22 protein-coding genes are annotated in these 22,492 nt (G+C 70.6%); 12 read left to right on the top strand and 10 right to left on the bottom strand.

The genetic code is table 11. The annotated features are described in order from the left end of the window. The first annotated feature begins 23 nt into the window (after nt 1–23). From GT347_RS13845 to GT347_RS13830, 4 genes are all read left to right on the top strand, one after another. Complete coding sequence (locus GT347_RS13845) at nt 24–1,142, top strand: catalase family protein (RefSeq protein ID WP_160552660.1); 1,119 nt, start codon at nt 24–26, stop codon at nt 1,140–1,142. A 56-nt stretch (nt 1,143–1,198) separates the two neighbouring features. Continuing rightward, nucleotides 1,199–2,080 (top strand): gamma-glutamyl-gamma-aminobutyrate hydrolase family protein, encoded by an 882-nt coding sequence (locus tag GT347_RS13840; protein WP_160552658.1) that lies wholly within the window; start codon nt 1,199–1,201, stop codon nt 2,078–2,080. 94 nt (nt 2,081–2,174) lie between these two features. Then, the gene (locus GT347_RS13835; RefSeq protein ID WP_160552656.1) at nt 2,175–2,999 is read left to right on the top strand and encodes a hypothetical protein; all 825 of its coding nucleotides are present in this window, start codon (nt 2,175–2,177) and stop codon (nt 2,997–2,999) included. Beyond that, on the top strand, nt 2,996–3,343 hold the full coding sequence (locus GT347_RS13830; protein WP_160552655.1) for a hypothetical protein: 348 nt from the start codon (nt 2,996–2,998) through the stop codon (nt 3,341–3,343). The genes GT347_RS13835 and GT347_RS13830 overlap by 4 nt, the downstream gene beginning before the upstream one ends. Here GT347_RS13830 and GT347_RS13825 read toward each other — a convergent pair. Next, nucleotides 3,340–4,371 (bottom strand): hypothetical protein, encoded by a 1,032-nt coding sequence (locus GT347_RS13825; RefSeq protein ID WP_160552653.1) that lies wholly within the window; start codon nt 4,369–4,371, stop codon nt 3,340–3,342. The two genes, GT347_RS13830 and GT347_RS13825, sit on opposite strands and share 4 nt — an antisense overlap. Nucleotides 4,372–4,485: 114 nt before the next feature. Next, complete coding sequence (locus GT347_RS13820; protein ID WP_160552651.1) at nt 4,486–4,968, bottom strand: Lrp/AsnC family transcriptional regulator; 483 nt, start codon at nt 4,966–4,968, stop codon at nt 4,486–4,488. 141 nt (nt 4,969–5,109) lie between these two features. Here GT347_RS13820 and GT347_RS13815 point away from each other — a divergent pair, with 141 nt between their 5' ends. Beyond that, entirely contained in the window at nt 5,110–8,694 is a 3,585-nt protein-coding gene (locus tag GT347_RS13815) for an indolepyruvate ferredoxin oxidoreductase family protein (RefSeq protein ID WP_160552649.1), read from the top strand. 22 nt (nt 8,695–8,716) lie between these two features. On the opposite strand, the gene GT347_RS13810 is transcribed toward GT347_RS13815, so the two are convergent. From GT347_RS13810 to GT347_RS13800, 3 genes are all read right to left on the bottom strand, one after another. Continuing rightward, nucleotides 8,717–9,139 (bottom strand): hypothetical protein, encoded by a 423-nt coding sequence (locus tag GT347_RS13810; RefSeq protein WP_160552648.1) that lies wholly within the window; start codon nt 9,137–9,139, stop codon nt 8,717–8,719. A 13-nt stretch (nt 9,140–9,152) separates the two neighbouring features. Beyond that, nucleotides 9,153–9,590, bottom strand: a complete 438-nt coding sequence (locus GT347_RS13805) for an OsmC family peroxiredoxin (RefSeq protein ID WP_160552646.1) — start codon at nt 9,588–9,590, stop codon at nt 9,153–9,155. A gap of 142 nt (nt 9,591–9,732) precedes the next feature. After that, on the bottom strand, nt 9,733–10,578 hold the full coding sequence (locus GT347_RS13800) for a hypothetical protein (RefSeq protein WP_160552644.1): 846 nt from the start codon (nt 10,576–10,578) through the stop codon (nt 9,733–9,735). An 83-nt stretch (nt 10,579–10,661) separates the two neighbouring features. Between GT347_RS13800 and GT347_RS13795 the strand changes: the two genes are divergently transcribed. Then, entirely contained in the window at nt 10,662–11,114 is a 453-nt protein-coding gene (locus GT347_RS13795) for a bifunctional diaminohydroxyphosphoribosylaminopyrimidine deaminase/5-amino-6-(5-phosphoribosylamino)uracil reductase RibD (RefSeq protein WP_160552642.1), read from the top strand. Nucleotides 11,115–11,121: 7 nt separating this feature from the next. Here the strand turns inward: GT347_RS13795 and GT347_RS13790 are convergent, their stop codons facing one another. From GT347_RS13790 to GT347_RS13780, 3 genes are read right to left on the bottom strand one after another with little or no spacing between them, the layout of a single operon-like run. Beyond that, the gene (locus GT347_RS13790; RefSeq protein ID WP_160552640.1) at nt 11,122–11,952 is read right to left on the bottom strand and encodes a polysaccharide deacetylase family protein; all 831 of its coding nucleotides are present in this window, start codon (nt 11,950–11,952) and stop codon (nt 11,122–11,124) included. Nucleotides 11,953–11,971: 19 nt separating this feature from the next. After that, entirely contained in the window at nt 11,972–12,901 is a 930-nt protein-coding gene (locus GT347_RS13785) for a polysaccharide deacetylase family protein (protein WP_160552638.1), read from the bottom strand. A 33-nt stretch (nt 12,902–12,934) separates the two neighbouring features. Beyond that, nucleotides 12,935–13,843: a GntR family transcriptional regulator gene (locus GT347_RS13780; protein ID WP_229722304.1), complete on the bottom strand. Its 909-nt coding sequence runs from the start codon at nt 13,841–13,843 to the stop codon at nt 12,935–12,937. A gap of 205 nt (nt 13,844–14,048) precedes the next feature. Between GT347_RS13780 and GT347_RS13775 the strand changes: the two genes are divergently transcribed. The 6 genes from GT347_RS13775 to GT347_RS13750 are packed head-to-tail and all read left to right on the top strand — an operon-like array spanning nt 14,049 to nt 21,181. Further along, nucleotides 14,049–15,227, top strand: coding sequence for a C45 family autoproteolytic acyltransferase/hydolase (locus tag GT347_RS13775; protein WP_160552634.1), 1,179 nt, complete (start codon nt 14,049–14,051; stop codon nt 15,225–15,227). Between the two features lie 16 nt (nt 15,228–15,243). Beyond that, complete coding sequence (locus tag GT347_RS13770) at nt 15,244–16,188, top strand: ABC transporter permease (protein ID WP_160552632.1); 945 nt, start codon at nt 15,244–15,246, stop codon at nt 16,186–16,188. Then, nucleotides 16,185–16,997, top strand: coding sequence for an ABC transporter permease (locus GT347_RS13765; protein WP_160552630.1), 813 nt, complete (start codon nt 16,185–16,187; stop codon nt 16,995–16,997). The genes GT347_RS13770 and GT347_RS13765 overlap by 4 nt, the downstream gene beginning before the upstream one ends. Continuing rightward, entirely contained in the window at nt 16,994–18,634 is a 1,641-nt protein-coding gene (locus tag GT347_RS13760) for a dipeptide ABC transporter ATP-binding protein (protein ID WP_160552628.1), read from the top strand. Before GT347_RS13765 ends, GT347_RS13760 begins: the two co-directional genes overlap by 4 nt. A 25-nt stretch (nt 18,635–18,659) precedes the next feature. Further along, nucleotides 18,660–20,228: an ABC transporter substrate-binding protein gene (locus tag GT347_RS13755; RefSeq protein ID WP_160552626.1), complete on the top strand. Its 1,569-nt coding sequence runs from the start codon at nt 18,660–18,662 to the stop codon at nt 20,226–20,228. Nucleotides 20,229–20,233: 5 nt separating this feature from the next. Then, nucleotides 20,234–21,181: a 2-hydroxyacid dehydrogenase gene (locus GT347_RS13750; RefSeq protein WP_160552624.1), complete on the top strand. Its 948-nt coding sequence runs from the start codon at nt 20,234–20,236 to the stop codon at nt 21,179–21,181. Here GT347_RS13750 and GT347_RS13745 read toward each other — a convergent pair. Both GT347_RS13745 and recX read right to left on the bottom strand, forming a co-directional pair. Then, nucleotides 21,178–21,798 carry a hypothetical protein gene (locus GT347_RS13745; protein WP_160552622.1) on the bottom strand — a complete coding sequence of 207 codons (621 nt, stop codon included), beginning with the start codon at nt 21,796–21,798 and terminating at the stop codon, nt 21,178–21,180. The genes GT347_RS13750 and GT347_RS13745 overlap by 4 nt on opposite strands. 221 nt (nt 21,799–22,019) lie before the next feature. Continuing rightward, a complete protein-coding gene (gene recX / locus GT347_RS13740) occupies nt 22,020–22,490 on the bottom strand; it encodes a recombination regulator RecX (RefSeq protein ID WP_160552620.1) in 471 nt (156 codons plus the stop codon). Nucleotides 22,491–22,492 lie beyond the last annotated feature (2 nt).

The raw sequence follows: 22,492 nt of genomic DNA, 5'->3' as shown, positions 1-22,492 counted from the left end.
AAGCGGGGGATAGAACGGCACGCATGAACACCAACAACACCCCCACGCCCATTCCTTATTCGCCCGCGGTCGAAGAGCCGCAGGCGGACGAGGCCGAAACCATCGCCGAGCTGCGCGAGACGCTGCTCGGCATGTCCAAGACCATGGCCGAGCACACCGGCCACGGCCTGCGCTCGGTGCATGCCAAGAGCTTCGGCCTGCTGCGCGGCACGCTCGAAGTCCTGGGTGGCCTGCCGCCCACCCTGGCCCAGGGCCTGTTCGCCACGCCCAAGGCCTATGACGTGATCGCGCGCTTCTCAACGCCGCCGGCCGAGCAGCTCGACGACCGCGTCTCGCTGCCGCGCGGCGTCTCCCTCAAGGTGCTGGGCGTGGACGGCGAACGCCTGCCCGGCTCCGAAGGCGACAGCACGCAGGACTTCCTGATGGTCGATGGCCCGGTCTTCAACGCACCCGATGCCAAGCATTTCCTGCGCAGCCTCAAGCTGCTGGCCTCGACCACCGACAAGGCCGAAGGCGGCAAGCGCATCATGTCTGTGCTGCTGCGCGGCGCGGAAAAGGTGCTGGAGGCGGTCGGCGGCGAGAGCCCGACGCTGGTCTCCATGGGCGGCCATGCGCAGACCCATCCGCTGGGCGAGACCTTCTTCACGCAGGTGCCGCTGCGCTTCGGCGACTATGTCGCCAAGCTGTCGCTGGTGCCGGTATCGCCGGCCCTGGCCGCACTCAAGGACAAGCCGCTCGAAGACGCCCTCGCCGACGATCCGGACGGCCTGCGCGGCGCGGTCAACGGCTTCTTCGCCGGCAACGACGGCGCCGAGTGGGAGCTGCGTGCGCAGCTCAACACCGACCTGGAAAAAATGCCGATCGAGGACGCCTCGGTCGAATGGCCGGAAGAACAAAGCCCCTATGTCGCCGTCGCACGCCTGCGTATCGGCCGCCAGCCCGGCTGGAACGAGGAGCGCTCGCGCGCCATCGACGACGGCTTGGCCTTCAACCCCTGGCACGGCCTGGCCGCGCACCGGCCGCTGGGCGGCGTGATGCGCGCGCGCAAGGCCGTCTATCCGGACTCGGCTGCCTTCCGCGGCAAGGTCAACGGCTGTCCCATGCATGAGCCGGCCAGTGCGCAACAAGTGGTACCGGGCTGACACGGTGCGGGGCAAAAAGGCGTAGGCTGGCGCGTTCGCCCGTCTCGCACGCCAAGATGCCTTCCACCGCCCAGACCCGACTCAAGATCGGACTGTCCGCCTGCTTCCAGCACGCGGACCCGTCCCGCCCCCTGTTCACCGGCAAGACGCTGCAGTACGTGGAGCAGTCCATCGCCCACTGGCTGATGTCGGCGGGTGCGCTGGTGGTGATGGTGCCCTGCCCCACCGGCGAGACCGCCCGCGGCGACGTCACCCTGGCCCATTACGCCGAGTGGCTCGACGGCGTGGTGATGCACGGCGGCGCCGACGTCTGGCCCGGCAGCTACGGCGAGGAGCCGCTGCAGGAAGCCTGGATGGGCGACCGCATCCGCGACCTCTACGACCTGGCCGTGGTGGAGGCCTTCGCCCAGGCGGGCAAGCCGGTCTTCGGCGTCTGCCGCGGCCTGCAGCTGATCAACGTGGCCTTCGGCGGCAGCCTCTACCAGGACATCGAGACGCAGCACGAGGGCGCGCTGCGCCACCGCGATGCCGACACCTACGACCTGAACTTCCACGACATCGAGATCGTGCAGGGCACGCGGCTGGCCGGCCTCTACCCGGGCCTGCGCCATTCGCGCGTCAACAGCATCCACCACCAGGGCATCAAGCGCCTGGCCGACGGTTTCACGGTGGAGGCCTGGAGCCATCCCGACGGCGTGCCCGAGGCGATACGCCGCACCGGCGGGCCGCTCGGCGGCTATATCGCGGCCACCCAGTGGCACCCCGAGTTCCACCGCCAGGGCCGCCACGCCACCATCGACGACACGGCCATCCTGCACGACTTCCTGCAGGCCTGCGCCGCCGGAAAACGCCGGCCGCAAGCGACGGCGCACCGGCTGCCGGGCCGCATCCGCGACCGCGCCACCCGGCTGCTGCGCCAGGCGCTGCTGATGCGCTGAGGCCTTCGTAGCGGCGGGCGGCTTTTCCCTTGCCTGCTGGCAGGGTGGCCATGCAGGTCCTGGAATCGGGTCTTTTCACCCGAGCGATACCGCCATGGCCTTGTTCCCGACCACCCCCGCCAACACCAGCACCTTCGCATACGCGCCGGTGGTCTGGCACCTGCCCTACCAGGGCGCGCGCCCGCCCGAGGTCGAGATCCTGCAGCATCCGCAACTCCCGCTGGATCTGCCCCGCTTGCCTGCGGACCGGCAGGCCCATGCCGCGACGCTGACGCGGATCTTCACGATGCCGGACAGCACCACAGCCACCACCACGGCCACGACAACGACCCGGATCACGACCGACACCACCACTCTGTCCGAGACTTCCACCAGCACGCAGGCCACCACCACGACCGAGCCGGACCTGTTCCAGCTCCCCATCGAAGGCCGCCCCGTCTCGCAATGGATCGCGGATTTCGGCAACGTCACCTGGCACCGCACGCCCGACGACCCGGCGCCGGAAACCCTGCGCGCCCGTGTCGTCGATGGCCTGGGCGGCAAACGCAGCGACCGCGGCCGGGCGGTGTCCGGCCAGTTCTCGATGCTGCACGCCTACCTGCGTGATTTGAAGAAGATGCGCGATCAGTACCTGGGCACCGCGGCCGGTTCACGCGAACTGATCGAAAACGAAGCCGACCGGCTCATGCGCAACGCCACCTTGCAGATGGCTGAAGGCGGCGGTGTGGGCGACGCGATGGCGGACCTCGGTTTCGTCATCGAGCCGCAGCTCGGCAGTGCCAGCAAGGCCGAGAACGCCCCCCGCCCGACGCGAAATGGCTGGCCAGGCGCAACGCCGACCAACAGGCCATCGACATCTCGTATTACTGGCAGCAGCGCAATCTCCTCCAGGCCGGCATCAGCTCCAGCGGGGTGGTGACGTTCTATTCCGCGGAAAGCCTCAACAAGTACTGCCCGCCAGGCTGCTACGAACCCACCATCCCGTTTTTTCGCTGGCTCCGCAACAAGAAGCGCCGCTTCGTCTACCCGGGCACCGACGTCGTCACGGTCCGGCTGGTCGTCAGGGAGGGAACAGCGGAAACCGTGCACTTCAGCGGCCCGAGCTGGCTGCTGGCCCGGGTGGACACGCCCTATGTGCTCAAGCACAAGGACGATCGACCACCGCCCCATCGGGCCCGCAAGATCAACCCGCATTGGAATCCGGATCCCGAGGTGGTCAACGCACGCATCGCCGGTGCCCGCAGGCCGCCACCGACGCGCTAGCGCCGCTCGCCGCGCGCCATCCTGGCGTAGCGGGCGCGGGCCTCGATCACCTCGGGGTCGTCGCTCCAGTGCGGGTTGACGTGGCGGCGCGGATCGGGCGTGGGCTGTTGTCCGGCCGCGAGGGTCTGCGGCGTATCCCACTGCTTGTAGATCCAGGTCGGCCCGCGGAAGGCGACTTCCACCAGGCCCTCGGCCAGGGTCAGGAAGACCCGGGTGACACCGCCATCGGGATAGACGAACTCGTCGGTCTGCATGATCTTGTCGACCCGCGGGTCGTAGCGGCGCAGGTAGTTGCCGCCCGGGCATTTCTCTTCCATGTCCTGGATGGACTTGAAGATCATCGTGCCGGTCATGAGGTAGTAGAGCGACTCTTCGGAAGTGAAGACCTGGGAGATCCAGAAGGCCCGGATGCGGTGGATCTGCTGCTCGACCCCGCCCTGCGGAGCACGCACCGCCACCGCCTGCGCGGCCTCGGCCCGCGGTTCCATGCGCAGCATCAGGGTGGCGGCGGCGTCGCCCTCGCCCCGGCCGTGCGACATCCGCTCGACCGCCCTTGCCATCAATTCCCGGGCGGCGGCATGGACTTCGTCGCGCCGGTCCGGATGCTCCTCTGCGAAGTGGTCGCGAATCCTCTTCAGCTGGTGCAGGTGGCGGCCGAGCCGGCTGAACTGGCGCGAGGCCTCGGCTCCCAGCTCGCTCCTGCGCCCGCCGAGAGCATTGATCACCTCGCTGCGCAAGGTCTCCGGCGCCGCTTCGCCGGCCGCGGGCGGCTGCCAGGCGGACTGGCCGAAGCCGCGCAGCCAGTCGCTCACCGTCCTGCCGCCGACGCGGGTGTCGTAGAGGGCGGGAGCCGCTTCGTGCAGAGGCTCGAAATCCTCGGGGCTGGCGCGGCCGGACCGTTCCTCGTCCAGGTCGGGTCCGAAGTCCTCGCGCCGATGGGGATCGTGCCAGGGCGGCTGCACGATGTGCAGCAGCTGCGGGATGGCGGGCGGGTTCAGGGAAGCCGTGGCATTACTCGGAAAGGACATGGCGGCGCTCCAAGTGGATGGAGCCCCATTGCAGCGCCGCGACGCCGATTCCGCGCCGTCCACAGGGAAGCACCGGCCGGCCCGACGAACGGACCGGTGGTCCATCGCCAGAGGCTAGCTTTGCGGCACCAGATGGCCCAGCGGCAGTCCGGCCGGCGACTTCACCTCGCCCAGCGAAAAACTGGTGTGCAAATCCTTGACCTGCGGCAGCCCGGCCAGGCGCTGCAGGGCGAAGCGCGAGAAGCTGTCCAGGTCCTCGGCCACCACCTGCAGCTCGAAGGTGCCGGTGCCGCTGATGTAGTGGCAGCTGATCACCTCCGGCAGCTGGCGCACGGCCTCTTCCAGCTCGCGCAGGGCGCCGGCCGAATTGCGCTCGGCATCCAGGCGCACGAAGGCCATCACGCCCAGGCCCAGCTTCTGGCGGTTGAGCGACGCGTGGTAGCCCAGGATGTAGCCGGACTCCTCCAGCGCCCGCACCCGGCGCCAGCAGGGCGCGGCCGACAGGCCCACCCGCTGGGCCAGCTCGGCATTGGTCAGGCGGGCGTCGGACTGCAGTTCGCGCAGGATGGCCAGGTCGAAACGGTCGATCGTCTTCATATGCCCTCTCTTAGAGAAAGGATCTTTCTCCAGACCCCTGTTTGGAGGCAATAAACGCAAACACCTATCCGGGGGCAAAACCTACACTGATCCGACAAAAAGCCGCGCGCCAAAAAAGCGGTCAACACAGGAGACAAAGCGATGAATGCCCCCCTGCCCGATTCCGTCCTGCGTGCGCTGGCCGAAGCCAGCCTCGACGACCGCTACAGCCTGGACCACGGCCGCGCCTTCATGAGCGGCGTGCAGGCCCTGGTGAGGCTGCCGATGCTGCAGCGCCAGCGCGACCTGCTGGCCGGCCACAACACCGCCGGCTTCGTCAGCGGCTACCGGGGCTCGCCGCTCGGCGGCTACGACCAGGCGCTGTGGAAGGCACAGAAATACCTGGCCGCGCAGCATGTGGTGTTCCAGCCGGGCGTGAACGAGGAGCTGGCCGCCACCGCCGTCTGGGGCACGCAGACCCTGGCCTACACGGCGCCCGAGCAGCAGAAGTACGACGGCGTGTTCGGCCTCTGGTACGGCAAGGGCCCGGGCGTGGACCGCTGCTCAGACGTCTTCAAGCACGCCAACATGGCGGGCACCAGCCCGCTCGGCGGCGTGATCGCGGTGGCGGGCGACGACCATATCGCCAAGAGCAGCACCGCCGCCCACCAGAGCGACCACATCTTCAAGGCCTGCGGCCTGCCGGTGTTCTTCCCGGCCAATGTGCAGGAGATCCTGGACCTGGGGCTGCATGCCTTCGCGCTCAGCCGTTTCGCGGGTGTGTGGTCGGGTTTGAAGACGATCCAGGAGATCGTCGAATCCAGCGCCACCGCCCTCATCGATCCGGAGCGGGTGAAGATCGTCATCCCCACCGATTTCGAAATGCCGCCCGGCGGCCTGCATGTGCGCTGGCCCGATCCGCCGCTGGAGCAGGAAGCGCGGCTGATGGACTTCAAGTGGTACGCCGCGCTCGCCTATATCCGGGCCAACAAGCTCAACTACACCGCCGTCGAAGGTCCGAACGACCGCCTGGGCATCATCGCCAGCGGCAAGGCCTGGAACGACACCCGCCAGGCGCTGACCGACCTGGGCCTGGACGACGACACCTGCCGCCGGTTGGGCATCCGCCTGCACAAGGTGGGTGTGGTCTGGCCGCTGGAAGCCCAGCTGACGCGGGCCTTCGCCACCGGCCTGCAGGAGATCCTGGTCGTCGAGGAAAAACGCCAGGTCATCGAATACCAGATCAAGGAAGAGCTCTACAACTGGCGGCCCGACGTGCGGCCCACGGTGCTGGGCAAGTTCGACGAGGTGGAGGGCGACTTCTCCGGCGGCGAATGGAGCATGCCCAACCCCAGCGGCGGCACCCTGCTGCGCGCCAATGCCGACCTGTCGCCGGCCCTCATCGCCCGCGCCATCGCGCGCCGCATCGGCAAGCTGGGACTGCTGCGCGACCATGGCGAGGTGGCGGCGCGGGTGCAGGCGCAGCTGGCCATCCTCGATGCGCAGGAAGCCGCCGCGCATGCCGCAGCCGCCGTGGGCGGGGCCGAACGCACGCCCTGGTTCTGCTCGGGCTGCCCGCACAACACCAGCACCGTGGTGCCGGAAGGCTCGCGCGCCATGGGCGGCATCGGCTGCCACTACATGGCCACCTGGATGGACCGCGAGACACTGGGCTTCACCCAGATGGGCGGCGAGGGCGTGCCCTGGGTGGGCCAGCAGCCCTTCACCACCGAGAAGCACATCTTCGCCAACCTGGGCGACGGCACCTACTTCCACAGCGGGCTGATGGCGATCCGCCAGGCCATCGCCTCGGGCGTGAACATCACCTACAAGATCCTCTACAACGACGCGGTGGCGATGACCGGCGGCCAGCAGGTCGGCGAGCGGCCCGAGGGCCACAGCGTGCTGCAGATCTGCCAGAGCCTGCAGGCCGAAGGCGTGGCGCGGCTGGTGATCGTGACGGACGATCCGTCCAAGTACCAGGGCGTGAAGATCGCGGGCGATCCCCCCGTGCGGCACCGCGACGAACTCGATGCCACCCAGCGCGAACTGCGCGAGGTGGCTGGCACCAGCATCCTCATCTACGACCAGACCTGCGCCACCGAAAAGCGCCGCCGCAGGAAACGCGGCACCCTGGCCGACCCGGCCACCCGCATCGTCATCAACGACCTGGTCTGCGAGGGCTGCGGCGACTGCGGCGTGCAGAGCAATTGCCTGTCGGTGGAGCCGCTGGAGACGCCGTTCGGCCGCAAGCGCACCATCAACCAGAGCAGTTGCAACAAGGACACCAGCTGCCTCAAGGGCTTCTGCCCGAGCTTCGTGGAAGTGTCCGGCGGCCAGCTGAAGAAGAAGGCCAAGGCGCAGGCGCCGACACCGGCGGAACTGGGCGAGCTGCCCGAGCCGCAGCTGCCATCGCTGTCGGGCCGCTCCGGCCAGCCCTGGGGCGGCGTGGTGGCCGGCGTGGGCGGCACCGGCGTGATCACCATCGGCCAGCTGCTGGGCGTGGCGGCGCACCTGGAGGGCAAGGGCATCGTCACCCAGGATGCAGCCGGCCTGGCGCAGAAGGGCGGCGCCACCTGGAGCCATGTGCTGATCGCCGAGCGGCAGGACGACATCCTCACCACCCGTGTCGGCACCGCCGCGGCCGACCTGGTGCTGGCCTGCGATCCGCTGGTGGCCGTGCACCACGAGACCACCGACCGCCTGCGCGCCGGCCGCAGCCATGTCGCGCTGAACAGCCACGGCACACCGACGGCCGCCTTCGTGCGGCAGGCCGACTGGCAGAACCCGTCGAACGCCTGCGCCGCCGAGCTGACGCGGCTGGTCGGCGCGCAAGGCCTGGGCGGCTTCGATGCGGAAACCGCCGCCACCCGCCTCATGGGCGACAGCCTCTACATCAACCCCATGCTGCTGGGCTATGCCTGGCAGCGCGGCTGGATTCCGCTGGGGCAGGCAGCGCTGATGCGGGCGATCGAACTCAACGGCGTGGCCATCGAGGCCAACAAGACCGCCTTCCTCTGGGGCCGCCAGGCGGCACACCGGCCGCAGGCGGTGGAGGCCCTGGTCACGCCCGCCCAGGTGATCGCCTTCCAGCCGCGCGAGTCGCTCACCGGCATCGTCGCGCGCCGGGTCGAGTTCCTCACCGCCTACCAGAACGCCGCCTATGCCGAGCGCTACCGCCTGCTGGTCGAGCGGGTGGCCGCGGGCGGCCAGCGCCAGGCCCTGGCCGAGGCGGTGGCGAAATCGCTGTTCAAGCTGATGGCCTACAAGGACGAATACGAGGTGGCGCGGCTGCAGGCCGACAGCGGTTTCCTGCAGAAGATCGAAGCAATGTTCGAGGGCGACTTCCGGCTGCACTACCACCTGGCGCCGCCCATCCTGGGCAAACGCAATGCCCGTGGCGAGCCGGTCAAGCAGCGCTTCGGACCCTGGATGCTGCCAGCCTTCCGGCTGCTGGCCCGGATGAAGTTCCTGCGCGGTACCGCCTTCGACCCCTTCGGCCGGACCGAGGAGCGCCGCACCGAGCGCGCGCTGGTGGATGCATACCTCGCCACGGTGGAGACGCTGCTGGCCGGCATCGAAGCCGGCGGCGACATGGCGCTGGCGCTGGAGATCGCCCGCCTGCCCGAGATGATCAAGGGCTACGGCCACGTCAAGGAGCGCAACCTGGCCGCTGCCAGGCAGCGCGAGGCGGAACTGATGGCGCGCTGGCAGGCGCCGACGGCCGCGAGCAGCCGGGCGGCCTGAGCCGCGCCGGCCGCAGCCGCCCTCAGGGCTTGGCCGGCACCGTGGTCGTGGTGGTGGTCGTGGTCTCCCGGATCACGCCGCCGCCTTCCACGCTGCCGCTGGCATTGCTGGAGGTGGAACTGCTGGTGCTGGCGCCGCCGGCCGAGGTGGTGGTGCTGCTGGTGCCGCCGCCGCTCATGCGGGTCAGGCAATCGGTCTTTTCACCGCCGGTCAGGTCGCGGCAGCGGTCGGCCGCGTTGCGGCCCGCGGCGGCGCCCGGCGATGTGAGGTTGCCGCGCTTGGCCTCCAGCTTGGCGGCGCCGGATTCACGTTTGCAGGCGGCCGGATCGTTGCGGGCTTCGTTGGCATTGCAGCCGCCCGGGACGGCCGCATGGGCGGCCAGGCCGAGCATGCAGCCGGCGGCCAGCACACAAACCTGGCGCAGCAGGGAAGTCTGGGTGTTCATGGGATCTCCCTGGCTACTTGCGCAGCGTGGCGGTCAGCGTGATCTCGGGCACCGAGGCCAGCGCCTTGGACAGGGGGCAGTTCTGCTTGGCGCCCTGGGCGATCTCCTGGAACTTGGCCTCGTCGATGTTCGGCACGCTGGCGTCGAGTGTGAGGGCGATGCGGTCGATCTTGAAGCCGCCGCCCTCGGGCGCCAGGCGCACCAGGGCCTTGGTGTCCACCGAGGCGGTCGGAAAGCCCGCCTTCTCGGCGGCGAAGGCGAAAGCCATGCTGAAGCAGGCCGCATGCGCCGCCGCCAGCAGCTCTTCCGGGTTGGTGCCCTGGGTGTCGTTCTCGAAGCGGGTGGCGAAGCCGTAGGGCTGCGCCTTCAGGGCCGCGGTCTGGGTGCTGATGGCGCCCTTGCCGGCCTTGCCTGCACCTTCCCAATGAACGGTGGCGAACTTCTCGATCATGCTGGTCTCTCCTGCGGGTCGCGGTTGGATGGAGGAAAAGGCATGACCGTCCCTGCGCGCCATGCCGACCGGACAGCATGCGCGGCCGGCGCCGCCGTGGCCGTCGGACGAGGCCGCGCCCTGGCGTGGCGCCGGCACGCTTTCAGGAGCTGGCGGCGGGATCATCCTCGCAGGGTGAGAGCAGGGCCTGGTCGTCATCGCCCAGCACCGGCAGCGGCGTCGCCTTGGCCAGCGCCAGCCACAGGCCGAAGGGCAGGGTGCGGGCGCGGCGGGGCGCGGGGCGGGCCACCGTCAGGCGCGGCCGGGCGGGGTCGCCCTCGGCCAGCATCACGCCGCATTCGGGCGGGATTTCTTCCGCGCTGCCGATCGGCCGGCCGTGGCCGTCCGGGCCCAGCACGTACCAGCATTCGCTGCTGACATCGAGGTAGGCCGCCCGCTTGGCGGGATTGCGCAGGTCGGACAGCAGATCGGAGCGGCGCACCTTGATCTCGTGCACCACCGGTGCGAGATAGGCCTCGACCGAGGTGTTGCGGATCGAGAAGACATCCGGCTTGGCGATGCACCAGCGCGAGGGGCGGGGCGCATCGGCGTCTTCCAGCTGCGCGGCATCCGCCCCGGCGGCGGGCGCGTCGCAGGGCACCTGGGCGCGCAGGGCCAGGCCGCGCCAGACGATGCGCCCGGCGCGCTGCATCGCCCGCGCCACCTGCTCCTCCAGCGCCTGGTGGGACGACAGCGCGGCGCGGTTGCCGGCCAGGCTGCGCGCCATCAGCGCCAGGCCTTGCTCGGTCACCCGCAGCGACATGCGGCCGTGGCTGTCGTGCAGCTGCTGCACCAGGCCGGCACTCAGCAGTTCGACCTCGACCAGGTCCTGGCTCGGCCAGCCGGCCGAGCGGTAGATGTCGCGCAGCCGCCGCGCATGCGGCCGGCCGATGAGAGGGGATGCCGCGAGCGGCGGATCGGTGGCGGGATCGGTGAGGGAATCGGACATGGACCCGCAAGATTACCCAGCGCGCCCCGGCCCCGGTCGCCGCCGGGTCAAAGCCAGCCACCCCGCGCTGTTAGGCTCCTGCCATGGATGCCGATACCGCCCGCCGCTTCATGCAGGCCGCCCTCGCCGAAGGCCGGCGTGCCCTGCCGGACTGCCTTCCCAACCCGCCGGTCGGCTGCGTGCTGGTGCGCGGCAGCGCCATCGTGGCCAGCGCCCACACCCAGCCGCCCGGCAATCCGCATGCCGAGGCCGGCGCTTTGGCGCAGCTCGAAGGCGGCCTCGAAGACGTGACGGCCTTCGTCACCCTGGAGCCCTGCTCCTTCCACGGCCGCACGCCCTCCTGCGCGAAGACCCTGGTGGAGCGTGGCGTGAAGACGGTGTACGTGGCGATGCTGGACCCGGACCCGCGCAACGACGGCCAGGGCATCGCGATCCTGCGCGCGGCCGGCGTTTCGGTCACGCTCGGGCTGCTGGAAGACCAGGCGCGGCGCGACCTGGGGCCGCATCTCGCGCTGAAGGCGAACCGGCCGTCCTGACGCGGCCTCAGGAGGCGAAGGCCTCGACCGCCTCGGCCGGCGTGCCCTCCAGCCAGATCCGCGCCAGGTCGCAGCAGCGGTAGAAGGCCACGCCCGGCAGCGCGGCGGTGCGCTCCAGCCAGCGGGCCAGCACGTCGACGCGGATCTCGCGGGCGGTGCCCACGTCGCCGCGGCTGTGCAGCACCAGGTGCAGGTAGGCGCCGGCCTCCAGCATGGCGGTGGTTTCCTCCTGCCAGACCTTGGCGACGCGGTCGGTGGGATGGCGGCCGCCGTAGAAGATGCTGTCGTTCAGGTAATCGAAGACCGGCAGCTCGACCAGCCGGGCCGCGCCCTCGCCCATCACGTAGGGCAGGTCGTCGTCGAGGAAGCTGCTGTCGTAGGTCATGCCCAGCTCGGCCAGGCGCCGCAGCGCGCCAGTGGTGACGATGCCGTTGGCGGCGCGCCAGCCCAGCGGCGCCTGGCCGGTCAGGCCGCGCAGGGTTTCGCAGGCCTGGGCCAGGCTGTCGAGGTCCTCGCTGCCTTCGGTCGGATGGGCGGGCAGCCAGATGCTGGTCTGCACTGCGATCTCGTGGCCGTCGGCCGCCAGGGCTTCGAGCATGCGCGGATGGCGCAGCGCATCGGCCGGCACCACGAAGAAGGTGGCCCGGATGCCGGTCTGGCGCAGCAGCGCCAGCAGCCGGGGCAGGCCTTCGCGCAGGCCGTAGCGGCCGTAGCTGAACTTGCCGAACAGGCCGGCCTCGCCGGCGCCGAGGGCATCGACCGCCTCGATGTCCACATTGATGCTGATCGTGGCCGGATGCCGCGCCAGGCCTGCGGGAAGTGGGTGGGTGTTCTGCATGGGTGCGCTCCTGCCTGGCTCAGAGGACCGAGGTGCCGCCGGCACCGGAAATCGCCATCTCGTCGTACTGCGACGGATCCGACGCGACCCAGTCGGCCAGCTCCTGCAGCTCCATGAAACGCGCGCCCGGATGCTGCTGGATGTGGCGGATCACGTTCTCCACCGCATGCGCCCGCGAGGGCATGCCCGAGCCCCAGCTGGCGCGCGGATGCACCACCAGCATGTAGAAGCCGCCGGCCGCGTGGATGGCGTCGAACTCGCGGCACCACTGGGCCTGCACCTCCGATACCGGCGTGCGCGAGACGGCATACCAAGGGTAGTCGTCCAGGCTCAGGGTGTTGTTGGGTATCTCCACCATGGATCCGCCGTCGCGCATGCGCAGCAGATAGGGCATGTCGCTGTCCTTGTCGCTGGAGTCGTAGGCGTAGCCCAGGGCCTGCAGGGTGTCGAGCGTGACGGCCGTCTTCTGGCCGCCCGGCGAGCGCCAGCCGCGCGGCGCCTTGCCGGTCAGATCGCCCAGGATGCGGTGGGTCAGGCCCAGGCGGCGCACTTCCTCGTCGGGCTGCAGCAGGAAGTTCTCGTGCAGATAGCCGTGGGCGCCGATCTCGTGGCCGGCGGCGGCGATGTCGCGCACCGACTGCGGAAAGCGCTCGGCGTCGTAGCCCGGCACGAAGAAGGTGCAGGGCACGGCGCGGCGCTCCAGCAGGTCGAGGTAGCGCTGCACGCCGCGCCGCGCCGAGTAGCGCCCGGCCGAATGGATGCCCAGCGCGGGCCAGCCGCGGCCGGCCTCGTTGGAGGCGCCGTCGTAATCCACCGTGATCACCACCGCGCACTGCGCGCCGCCCGGCCAGCGCGGGCGCTGCTCGCGCGGGGCGAAATCGCTGTGGCGCAGGCGGGTGCGGAGGACGGCGGGATAGCGTTTGTCTGGCGGGCTGGCGGATGGGTTCATGGCGATGGTGCTCCGTGGGTGCCCGGGGCGGGCTCAGGTCTTTTCCTGGGGCAGGGCGCTGGCGCGCTGCAGGTGCAGGCGCATCAGGGAGGCGGCCACCTCGAGCGCGCCGGATTCGGCCCGCTCGAGGATCTCCAGGTGCTCGCGGCAGGAGACTTCGACACGCTCCCGGCCGTATTTCCAGTTCAGGTTGACGAAGCGCCGCAGGCGGTTCTGCTGCTCGACCGCGAGCTGGAAGAACCGGTTCTGCGAGGCCGCGGCCAGGCCGGCGTGGAATTCCGCGTTGAGCTCGAACAGGGCCACCGCGCTGCTGTCCTGCCAGGGGCGGGCGAGCATGTCCTCGTGGCGCTGGCGCATGTTCTGCGCCCAGGCCGGGTCCAGCTTCCAGCCGGGTTCAAGCAGGGCGGCGGGCTCGATCAGCATGCGGAAACGGAAGCTCTCCAGGCGGGTGGCGGTGTCGTAGGAGGGCGGGATGAAGGTCCAGCCGCGGCCGGACTTGCGCTCCACCTGGCCCACCTCGGCCAGCCGGTTCATCACCTTCAGCACGGTCGGGCGGCTGACGCCGTAGCGGCGGATCAGGTCGGCCTCGGACACATCGACCGGCAGCTGCTCGGTCAGGCGGTCGCGGGCGATCTCGACGAAGAGGCGGTCGGCGTCGGCCACCGGCGCCTCGAGTTCGACCGGCGCGAGCCCGGCGGCATCGCGGCGCAGGCGCCAGCCGGTGCGCTTGCCGTCGCCGTCGCGCTCGACCACGCCCCGCGCCGCCAGAAAGCCCAGCACCGCACGCATGGGCGTGCGCGACACCCCCAGTTGCTGGGCCAGGCCCAGCTCGGTCAGCGCGGAGCCGGCGGGCAGGGCGCGGCCGCGGGCCAGCTCCACCACCTGGGCGGCGAGCTGGAGGTGCAGGGGCGACAACTTGGGTTCCGGTGGCGTGGCGGTCATGCGGTCCATTGTCTCGGATGCCGGCCGGAATCGATCCAGGGCATGAGATTTAAATGATCACATAAAACCACCAAGTCGAGAACAGTATTTTCACCATTCGTATTTCATCTTGGATTCAGCAACGATCAAGCGCTTGCTCGTTGCGTTTTATATCCACATAATTCAAACGACAAGCCGTTCAAAACCTGCAGCAAGAAGCGCACCCATGGTCAAGCCCTGCCAATTCATCGAAGTTTCCGGCGCCCCCTTCGAGCGCGGCGTCTCCTACGGCAGCCAGGCCGCCGAGCGCATCCGCATCGGCGCCGGCCACTACATCGCGCAGCTGGCGGCGGCCAAGTTCGGCTGGGACGACATCGTGGCCGCCGTGGCCCAGTACCTGCCGGTGATCGAGAAGTTCGAGCCCGCCTATGTCGAGGAAATGCGCGGCATGGCGCAGGGCGCGGGCCAGCCCTTCGAGGCCATCGTGCTGCTCAACGCCCGCACCGAGCTGCTGCAGCTGGCCAAGCGGCGCGCCCGGGGCGAGCAGCCGCTGCAGCCCGGCGACATCGTCGATGCCGAGCCCGACGGCTGCACCGGCGTGGTGGCCACCCGCGAGGCCACCGCCTCCGGCCGCCTGCTGCACGGCCTGAACTGGGACTGGAAGGCCGAATGCGCCGAGACCGCGGTGGTGCTGAAGGTGCGGCGCGAGGACGGCCCCGACCTGATGACCTTCTGCGAGGCCGGCCAGCTGGCCCGCGTGGGCCTGAACGCGGCCGGCATCGCCATCACCGCCAACTACCTCGAATCCGACCGCGACTACCGCCAGGTCGGCCTGCCGGTGGCCTTCGTGCGGCGCAAGGTGCTGGAGCAGCAGCGCCTGGCGCTGGCCATGCACTGCATCTACACCACGCCCAAGTCGGCCTCGGTCAACAACATCCTGAGCCATGTGCACGGCATCGCCATCGACTTCGAATGCGCGCCGGACGAGACCTTCCTGCTGCACCCCAGCGACGGCCTGATCGTGCATGCCAACCACTGGCAGAGCCCGGTGGCCCTGTCCAAGCTCAAGGAGGCCGGCGTGGCGAACATGCCCGACAGCCTCTACCGCGACCTGCGCGTGCGCTCCCTGCTGGAGCCGCAGGCCAGGGCCGGCCAGGTCACCCTCGATTCGATGAAGGCCGCCCTGTTCGACGACTTCGAGACGCCCTGGGCCGTCTGCCGCCCGCCGCGCCAGAGCCTGACCACCAACCTCAGCGCCACCGTCGCCATGGTGGTGATGGAGCCGGCCCTGGGCGTGATGGAGGTGGCGATGCTGCCGGCGCTCAACAAGGAGTTCAGCCGCTTCACCCTGGACATGCAGATCCAGCCGGAGAGTTCCGCGCCCGCGCCGGCCGCCATCGGCTGACGGGACGGACCCGGCCATGCTCGCCTACGTCGTCCGCCGCATCGCCTCCTCGCTGCCCACGCTGTTGCTGGCGGCGGTGGCGGTGTTCACGCTGATCCGCATGGTGCCCGGCGATCCCGCCCAGCTGATGCTGGGCGACGGCGCGGATGCCGCCCAGATCGCCCAGTTGCGCCAGCAGCTGGGCCTCGACCTGCCGCTGTGGAGCCAGTTCCTGCACTGGCTGCAGCATGTGCTGGCGGGCGACCTGGGCCGCTCCATCACCAGCGACCAGCCGGTGCTGCCGCTGATCCTGGAGCGTTTCCAGGTCAGCGCCTCCATCGTGCTGAGCGCGGTCGCCATGGCCGCGGCCATCGCGGTGCCGGCCGGCCTGCTGGCGGCCTGGAAGCAGAACGGGCCGCTGGATTTCGCCATCGTCGCCGTCTCCACGCTGATGCTGTCCATCCCCAGCTTCTGGCTCGGCCTGCTGCTGCTGCTGTGGTTCGGCCTGCACCTGGGCTGGCTGCCGGTGGTGGGCTATGTGCCGATGGGGCAGGACCTGGTGCAGGGCCTGGTCTACCTGGTGCTGCCGGTCGCCACGCTGGTGCTGATCGAGGTCGGCGTGCTCACCCGCATGTCGCGCGCCAGCGCCATCGAGGTGCTGCGGCTGGAATACGTGTCGCATGCCCGCGCCAAGGGCGTGTCGGAATGGGGCGTGCTGTGGCGCCACGTGCTGCCCAACGCCTTCAGCCCCACGCTGACGCTGATCGGCCTGGTGCTGGGCCACCTGCTGGGCGGCATCGCGGTGCTGGAGACGGTGTTCACCCTGCCGGGCCTGGGCCGGCTGCTGGTGGACTCCATCCTGGGCCGCGACTATCCGGTGGTGCAGGGCTGCCTGCTGTTCACCGCCTGCATCTACGTGGTGATCAACCTGGTCGTCGACCTCTGCTATCCCCTCTTCGATCCGCGGGTGGCGGCCTCATGAAACTGCATGCCCGCGCCTGGTTCGGCGGCGCACTCGTCGGTGCGATGTGCGCGCTGGCGGCCACCGCCTTCGTCTGGACCCCCTTCGATCCGCTGCGCCTGAGCCTGCGCGCCAAGCTGCAGCCGCCGTCCTGGAGCCACTGGCTGGGCACCGACGAGTTCGGCCGCGACGTGGCCAGCCGCGTCATGGCCGGCGCCTCCACCAGCGCCAGCGTGGCGATCTGCACCGTGGTGCTGGCGGTGGTGCTGGGCACCGTGGTCGGTGTGCTGGCGGGCTTTCTGCGCGGCTGGACCGACCGGGTGCTGATGACCTTCAACGACACCCTGCTGGCCTTCCCCGGCATCCTGCTGGCGATGGGCCTGACCGCCGTCTTCGGCGCCAACCGCTGGGGCGTGGTGGCCGCGCTGTCGCTGGCCTATGCGCCTTCGGTGGTGCGGGTGGTGCGCGGCACGGTGATGTCGCTGCGCGAGAAGGAATATGTGGAGGCCTCGCGCATGATCGGCAATTCCGAGGCCTACACCATGGCCCGCCATGTGCTGCCCAACTGCCTGGCGCCGGTGGCGGTGCTGGCCACCAGCATGTTCGGCTGGGTGCTGCTGTCGGAGAGCGCGCTGAGTTTCCTCGGCCTGGGCGTGCCGCCGCCGGCACCCACCTGGGGCAACATGCTGGCGGGCGCGCGGCCCTATCTGGAATCCGCCGTCTGGCTGGGCGTGGCGCCCGGCCTGTGCATCGCGCTCACGCTGCTGGGCATCAACATGCTGGGCGACGCGCTGCGCGACCGGCTCGACCCGCGGATGGCCGCCCGATGAGCGCCGCCGCGAACGCCGCGCCGTCCGGCCCCGTGCTGTCGATCGAGCACCTGCGGCTGGAGGCCGCCAGCGGCGCGGTGCTGGTCGAGGACCTGAACTTCCAGATCGAGCGGGGCGAGTTCGTCGCCCTGGTCGGCGAATCCGGCAGCGGCAAGACGCTGGCCGCGCGCACCGTGCTGGGCCTGCTGCCCGCCGGCATCCGGCAGACCGCCGGCGCGGTGCGCTTCGGCGGCGAGAACCTGTCGTCCGCCGGCGTGCGGCGCATGCGCGAGCTGCGCGGCGGCAGCATCGGCATGGTGTTCCAGGAGCCGATGGTGTCGCTCAACCCGGCGCACCGCATCGGCACCCAGATGGCCGAGGGCATGCGCCTGCACACCCGCCTGGGCGCGGCGCAGATCCGGGCGCGCTGCCTGGCGATGCTGGAGCGGGTGCAGATCCGCGATCCCGAGCGCTGCCTGCAGGCCTATCCGCACGAGTTCTCCGGCGGCATGCGCCAGCGCATCATGCTGGCCAGCGTGATGCTGCTGCGCCCGCGCCTGCTGATCGCCGACGAGCCGACCACCGCCCTGGACAACCTGGCGCAGCGCGAGGTGCTCGACCTGATGGTGGAGCTGGCGCGCGAGGACGGCACCGCCGTGCTGCTGATCACCCACAACCTGGGCCTGGTGGCGCGTTATGCGCAGCGCGCGGTGGTGATGCAGCGCGGCCGGCAGATGGAGGCGGGCCCCGCCGCGCAGATCCTCTACCGGCCGCAGACCGACTACACCCGGCAGCTGATCGCGGCCATCCCCCGGCGCGCCGCGGCGCGGCCGGCCGCGGCATCCGGCGACACCCTGATCGCGGCGCGCGGCCTGTCCGTCAGTTATGCGGTGCGCAGCCAGGGCCTGTTCGGAAAACGCAGCCAGCGGCTGGCCATCGACCGGCTCGACCTGGAGATCCGCGCCGGCGAGACGGTCGCCGTGGTCGGCGGCAGCGGCTCGGGCAAGACCACCCTGGGCCGCGCCATGCTGCGCCTGGCGCCGGCCAGCGCGGGCGAGGTGCTGTTCCGCGGCCAGGATGTGCTGAAGGCCGGCGGCGCCGCCCTGCACGACTTCCGCATGGGCTGCCAGCTGGTGTTCCAGGACCCGTATTCCTCGCTCGATCCGCGCATGCGCATCCGCGCCCTGGTGGCCGAACCGCTGCGCCACCTGCCGGCCATGGACGAGGCCGCCAGGGCGCGCCGCATCGACGAGACGCTGGCCGAGGTGGGCCTGGCCGACTTCGGCGGCCGTTTCCCGCACGAACTCTCGGGCGGCCAGCGCCAGCGGGTGGCGATCGCCCGCGCCCTGGTGCGCCGGCCGGCCTTCATCGTCGCCGACGAGCCGGTGTCGGCGCTCGACATGACGATCCAGGCCCAGGTGCTGGCCCTGTTCCGCTCGCTGCAGGAGCAGTACGGCTTCGCCTGCATGTTCATCAGCCACGACCTGGCGGCGGTGGAGCAGGTGGCCGACCGGGTGGTGGTGATGCAGCACGGGCTGATCGTGGAGAGCGGCTCGCGCGACGAGATCTTCGACCGCCCGCAGCACCCCTACACCCGCGAGCTGCTGGCCGCCACGCCGGCGCTGGACGTGCACGCCCAGGCCGTCGCCAGCGCCTGATCCACCGAAACAGGAGGTACCCCCGATGACCGTCCCGAACCCGATCCGGCTGTCCCTGTGCGCGCTGGCGCTGCTGGCCGGGGCCGCCGCGCCCGGCCTGGCCGGTGCCCAGACCACGCTGCGCACCATGATCACCGCCGACCTGCGCACCGTGATGCCGGGCGCGAACACCGACGACAACCACGGCACCGTGCTGCAGCAGGTCTACGAGGGCCTGGTCGCCTCCCGGGCCGACGGCACGGTCGAACCGATGCTGGCCGCGAAGATCGACACCTCGGCCGACGGCCTGAACTACACCTTCACCCTGCGCGACGGCGTGAAGTTCCACAACGGCGCCCCGCTGACTGCCAAGGAAGTCGTCTGGACCTGGAACTACTTCCTCGATCCGGCCAAGGGCCCCTGGCAATGCCGCGCCAACTTCGACGGCAGCCGCGCGCTGAAGGTCGAATCGGTGCGTGCCGCCGACGACAGACACGTGGTGTTCAAGCTGGCCCAGCCCTACGGCGCCTTCCTCGGCATGATGGCCCGCGGCGACTGCGACGGCACCGGCATCGCGCATCCCGATTCGGTGGTCAACGGCGTCTGGACCACCCCCATCGGCACCGGCCCCTTCAAATGGGCGGAATGGAAGCGCGGCGAATACGTCGAACTCGCCCGCAACCCCGACTACCGCTCGCGCAGCGAACCCAGCGACGGACTGGCCGGCGCCAAGGCGGCCAGGGTGGACCGGCTGCGCTTCACCATCGTGCCCGATCCGGCCGCCGCCCGCGCCGCGGTGCTGGCCGGCAATCTCGATGTCTGGCCTTCCATCGACACCAAGTTCGCCAAGGAGATGGAGGCCACCGGCAAGGTGCGCCTGAGCGGCGCCGAGATCGCCAGCGTGAACAGCCTGGTCATCCAGACCGCCGATCCGCTGCTGGCCGACAAACGCATCCGCCAGGCGCTGAACCTGGCCGTCGACAACCAGGCCATGGTCGATGCCGTGCTCGACGGTTACGGCCGCCCGGCCACCTCGGCGATCCCGCTGACCAGCCGCTACTACGGCGCGGCCGAGAAGAAGGGCCTGGCCTACAACATCCCGCTGGCGCGCAAGCTGCTGGCCGAGGCCGGCTACAAGGGCCAGTCGATCAAGCTGACGACCAACTCGCGTTTCCAGTCGATGCAGGACATCGCCGTGCTCTACCAGGCCCTGGCGCGCGAGGCCGGCATCAACATCGAGGTCGAGGTGGTGGAATGGGCGGTGCAGCTCGACCGCTACTTCAAGGGCAGCTACCAGATGATGGTCTGGAACTTCGCGCCCCAGCTCGACGCGCTCTTCGTGATCGACCGTTTCACCGGCGACAAGAGCAGGCAGGCCGACCGGGTCTGGGGCAACCCCCAGGCCAGCCAGCTGCTGGCGCGCATCGGCAACACCGCCTCGGCGGCCGAACGCCAGCCGCTGTTCGACCAGCTGCACCAGCTCTTCGTCGATGATGCCCCCATGATCGCCTGGAGCACCCCGAGGAGCCTCTCGGCCCTCTCCCCCAAGGTCAAGGGCTTCCAGGCCTGGGCCGGCCGCAAGCCGCGCTACTGGAATGTCGAACTGAGCAAATAGATCCCATGGAACAAGAAGATGTGCTGCTGGTGCAGGTCGGCGGCGCCGCCGCGTGGCCCGAATGGCAGGCGGCCTTCCAGGCGGCCGCGCCCGGGCTGCGGGTGCGGGCCTTCGACGACCCCGCGGTGGACCCCGCCACCGTCACCCATGCGCTGGTGTGGCAGCCGGAACCCGGCTGGCTGGCGCGGTTCCCGCATCTGCGCCTGATCCTAAGCGCCGCCGCCGGGGTCGACCACATCCTGGCGGACCCGCAGCTGCCGGCCCTGCCCATCGTGCGTATGGTCACGCCCGAGACGGCCGAGCGCATGGGCGACTTCGTGCTCTTCGCCGCGCTCGGCATGGTGCGTGAACTGCCCGCCCTGATCGACAGCCAGCGCGAACGGCGCTGGTCCCCGCGGCTGACCGGCCGCCTGGCCAGCCAGACCACGGTCGGCGTGATGGGCCTGGGCCAGCTCGGCGCCCATGTGGCCGGGCGGCTGCGCGCCGCCGGCTTCCAGGTGATGGGCTGGTCGCGCTCGGCCAAGCAGCTGCCGGGCATCGAATGCCTGGGCGGCCAGGCCGACTGGCCGGATTTCCTGTCCCGCAGCGAGATCCTGGTGAACCTGCTGCCCGGCACACCCGAGACCGCCGCCATCCTGGACGCCGCGGCCTTCGCCCGGCTGCCGGCCGGCGCCTGCCTGATCAACGTCGGCCGCGGCAGCCATGTGGACGAGCAGGCCCTGCTCGACGCGCTGGACCAGGGCCGGCTCGGCGCCGCGCTGCTGGACGTGTTCGACCTGGAGCCGCTGCCGGCCGGACATGCGCTGTGGTCGCATCCGCGGGTGATCGTCACGCCGCACATCGCATCGACCGCCTCGCGCGCGGCGCGCGCACGGCAGGCGGCGCACACCATCGCGGCCGACCGGAGCGGCGGCGCCATCGACCACCTCTACCTGCACGCGCGCGGCTACTAGCGCCACCAGGCCGCCACGGCCACCCAGACCAGCACCGCCGCATTGGCGCCGCACAGCAGCATCCACATCGCCGTGCCCTCCAGCCGCTCGACCGTGGCCGCCAGCGCCTGCGGCGGCCACAGCACGGACAGGCGCCGCGAAACGCCCAGCTGGCGCCGCACGAAGGCGCAGAGCGAGAGTTCGGGCTCCCGCACACGCGCCTGCTGCCATTCGAGCCGCGCCTGTTCGTAGAGCTCGGCCTCGGCGCCCATCGGCAGCAGGCGGTGGCGCAGCGGCGCATCGGGGCCGCCCTCGGCCACCCAGCAGGTGTGCCGCCGATGCAGCTGCCGCCAGCGCAGGTGCAGGCAGACCATGGACAGCGCGCAGCCGATGCCCAGGCCCAGGAACAGCAGCACGCTGGCGCGGTCGGCCACCGCGTAACACAGGCCCATCAGCAGCACCGAGAGGCACTGCGCCGCCGCGGCCTGCGAGATCTCGCCCGGCGTCGGCTCGCCCCAGCTGCCGCGCGGCAGCGCCAGGCGCACCAGCGGCCGGCCCAGGAGCGTGATGCCCAGGCCGGCGAGAAAGACAATGCCGGTGGGGGCACCGAAGCGGGTGAGATGTTCGATCCAGTTCATGCCTGCGACGAGGGCCGGCGCAGGCCCCCGAAATACGGCGCCGTCCCGGCGCGGGAGCCGAAAATTCTCCGGGCTGGCGCGCAGGAATCGACCCTGGACTTAATCTCAGATCATTGATTCATCTGGCTTCACATGAACGAATTGCCCACACCGCCGGCACACCGGGCCACCGACACCGGCCGCGCCGCCGCCCAGGTCGGGCCGCGGTGCAGCGGCCGGGCTCAGCCGGCCTCGTCCCCGCCGCCGTCCTGAGCCGCACTGCCGAGCACCCGGCGCACCACATCGCCGCTGAAGCCGCGCGCCATCAGGAAGCGGCCCTGCCGGCCGCGCTCGGCCGCGTCGGCGGGCGGCTGGCCGAACTTGCGGCGCCAGACCTCGCGGGCCCGCTCGAATTCGGTGGATTGCAGCCGCGCCACCGCCTCGGACACGGCTTCGGCCGCCACCCCGCGCTGCTGCAGTTCCTGGCGGATGCGGGCGCCGCCCATGCGGCCCGCGCGCCGGTTCAGCACCGAATCGACATAACGCGCATCGCTCAGGAAATCCTTCTCGGCCAGCTCGTCGAGCACCGCGTCGAGCTGGCCCGGCTCCTCCTCGAAGGATGCGAGCTTGCGGCGCAGTTCGGCGCGGGAATGCTCCCGGCCCGAGAGATAACGCAGCGCCCGGCCCTTGAGCGAGATCTTGCCGAAGGCCACGG

The sequence above is a fragment of the Xylophilus rhododendri genome (assembly GCF_009906855.1).
Lineage (GTDB): Bacteria > Pseudomonadota > Gammaproteobacteria > Burkholderiales > Burkholderiaceae_C > Xylophilus > Xylophilus rhododendri.
Note: the sequence above shows the minus strand (reverse complement) of the source record. Positions and strands in the feature narration are given on the sequence as shown.

What these genes read in the sequence shown, in the direction of transcription:
- GT347_RS13835 (WP_160552656.1), top strand. Translation starts at nt 2,175, where the DNA reads ATGGCCTTGTTCCCGACCACCCCCGCCAACACCAGCACCTTCGCATAC.
- GT347_RS13765 (WP_160552630.1), top strand. Translation starts at nt 16,185, where the DNA reads ATGAAACTGCATGCCCGCGCCTGGTTCGGCGGCGCACTCGTCGGTGCG.
- GT347_RS13790 (WP_160552640.1), bottom strand. Translation starts at nt 11,952, where the DNA reads ATGCAGAACACCCACCCACTTCCCGCAGGCCTGGCGCGGCATCCGGCC.
- GT347_RS13770 (WP_160552632.1), top strand. Translation starts at nt 15,244, where the DNA reads ATGCTCGCCTACGTCGTCCGCCGCATCGCCTCCTCGCTGCCCACGCTG.
- GT347_RS13800 (WP_160552644.1), bottom strand. Translation starts at nt 10,578, where the DNA reads ATGTCCGATTCCCTCACCGATCCCGCCACCGATCCGCCGCTCGCGGCA.
- GT347_RS13755 (WP_160552626.1), top strand. Translation starts at nt 18,660, where the DNA reads ATGACCGTCCCGAACCCGATCCGGCTGTCCCTGTGCGCGCTGGCGCTG.
- GT347_RS13820 (WP_160552651.1), bottom strand. Translation starts at nt 4,968, where the DNA reads ATGAAGACGATCGACCGTTTCGACCTGGCCATCCTGCGCGAACTGCAG.
- GT347_RS13785 (WP_160552638.1), bottom strand. Translation starts at nt 12,901, where the DNA reads ATGAACCCATCCGCCAGCCCGCCAGACAAACGCTATCCCGCCGTCCTC.
- GT347_RS13795 (WP_160552642.1), top strand. Translation starts at nt 10,662, where the DNA reads ATGGATGCCGATACCGCCCGCCGCTTCATGCAGGCCGCCCTCGCCGAA.
- GT347_RS13780 (WP_229722304.1), bottom strand. Translation starts at nt 13,843, where the DNA reads ATGACCGCCACGCCACCGGAACCCAAGTTGTCGCCCCTGCACCTCCAG.
- GT347_RS13805 (WP_160552646.1), bottom strand. Translation starts at nt 9,590, where the DNA reads ATGATCGAGAAGTTCGCCACCGTTCATTGGGAAGGTGCAGGCAAGGCC.
- GT347_RS13775 (WP_160552634.1), top strand. Translation starts at nt 14,049, where the DNA reads ATGGTCAAGCCCTGCCAATTCATCGAAGTTTCCGGCGCCCCCTTCGAG.
- GT347_RS13840 (WP_160552658.1), top strand. Translation starts at nt 1,199, where the DNA reads ATGCCTTCCACCGCCCAGACCCGACTCAAGATCGGACTGTCCGCCTGC.
- GT347_RS13810 (WP_160552648.1), bottom strand. Translation starts at nt 9,139, where the DNA reads ATGAACACCCAGACTTCCCTGCTGCGCCAGGTTTGTGTGCTGGCCGCC.
- GT347_RS13825 (WP_160552653.1), bottom strand. Translation starts at nt 4,371, where the DNA reads ATGTCCTTTCCGAGTAATGCCACGGCTTCCCTGAACCCGCCCGCCATC.
- GT347_RS13750 (WP_160552624.1), top strand. Translation starts at nt 20,234, where the DNA reads ATGGAACAAGAAGATGTGCTGCTGGTGCAGGTCGGCGGCGCCGCCGCG.
- GT347_RS13760 (WP_160552628.1), top strand. Translation starts at nt 16,994, where the DNA reads ATGAGCGCCGCCGCGAACGCCGCGCCGTCCGGCCCCGTGCTGTCGATC.
- GT347_RS13845 (WP_160552660.1), top strand. Translation starts at nt 24, where the DNA reads ATGAACACCAACAACACCCCCACGCCCATTCCTTATTCGCCCGCGGTC.
- GT347_RS13815 (WP_160552649.1), top strand. Translation starts at nt 5,110, where the DNA reads ATGAATGCCCCCCTGCCCGATTCCGTCCTGCGTGCGCTGGCCGAAGCC.
- GT347_RS13745 (WP_160552622.1), bottom strand. Translation starts at nt 21,798, where the DNA reads ATGAACTGGATCGAACATCTCACCCGCTTCGGTGCCCCCACCGGCATT.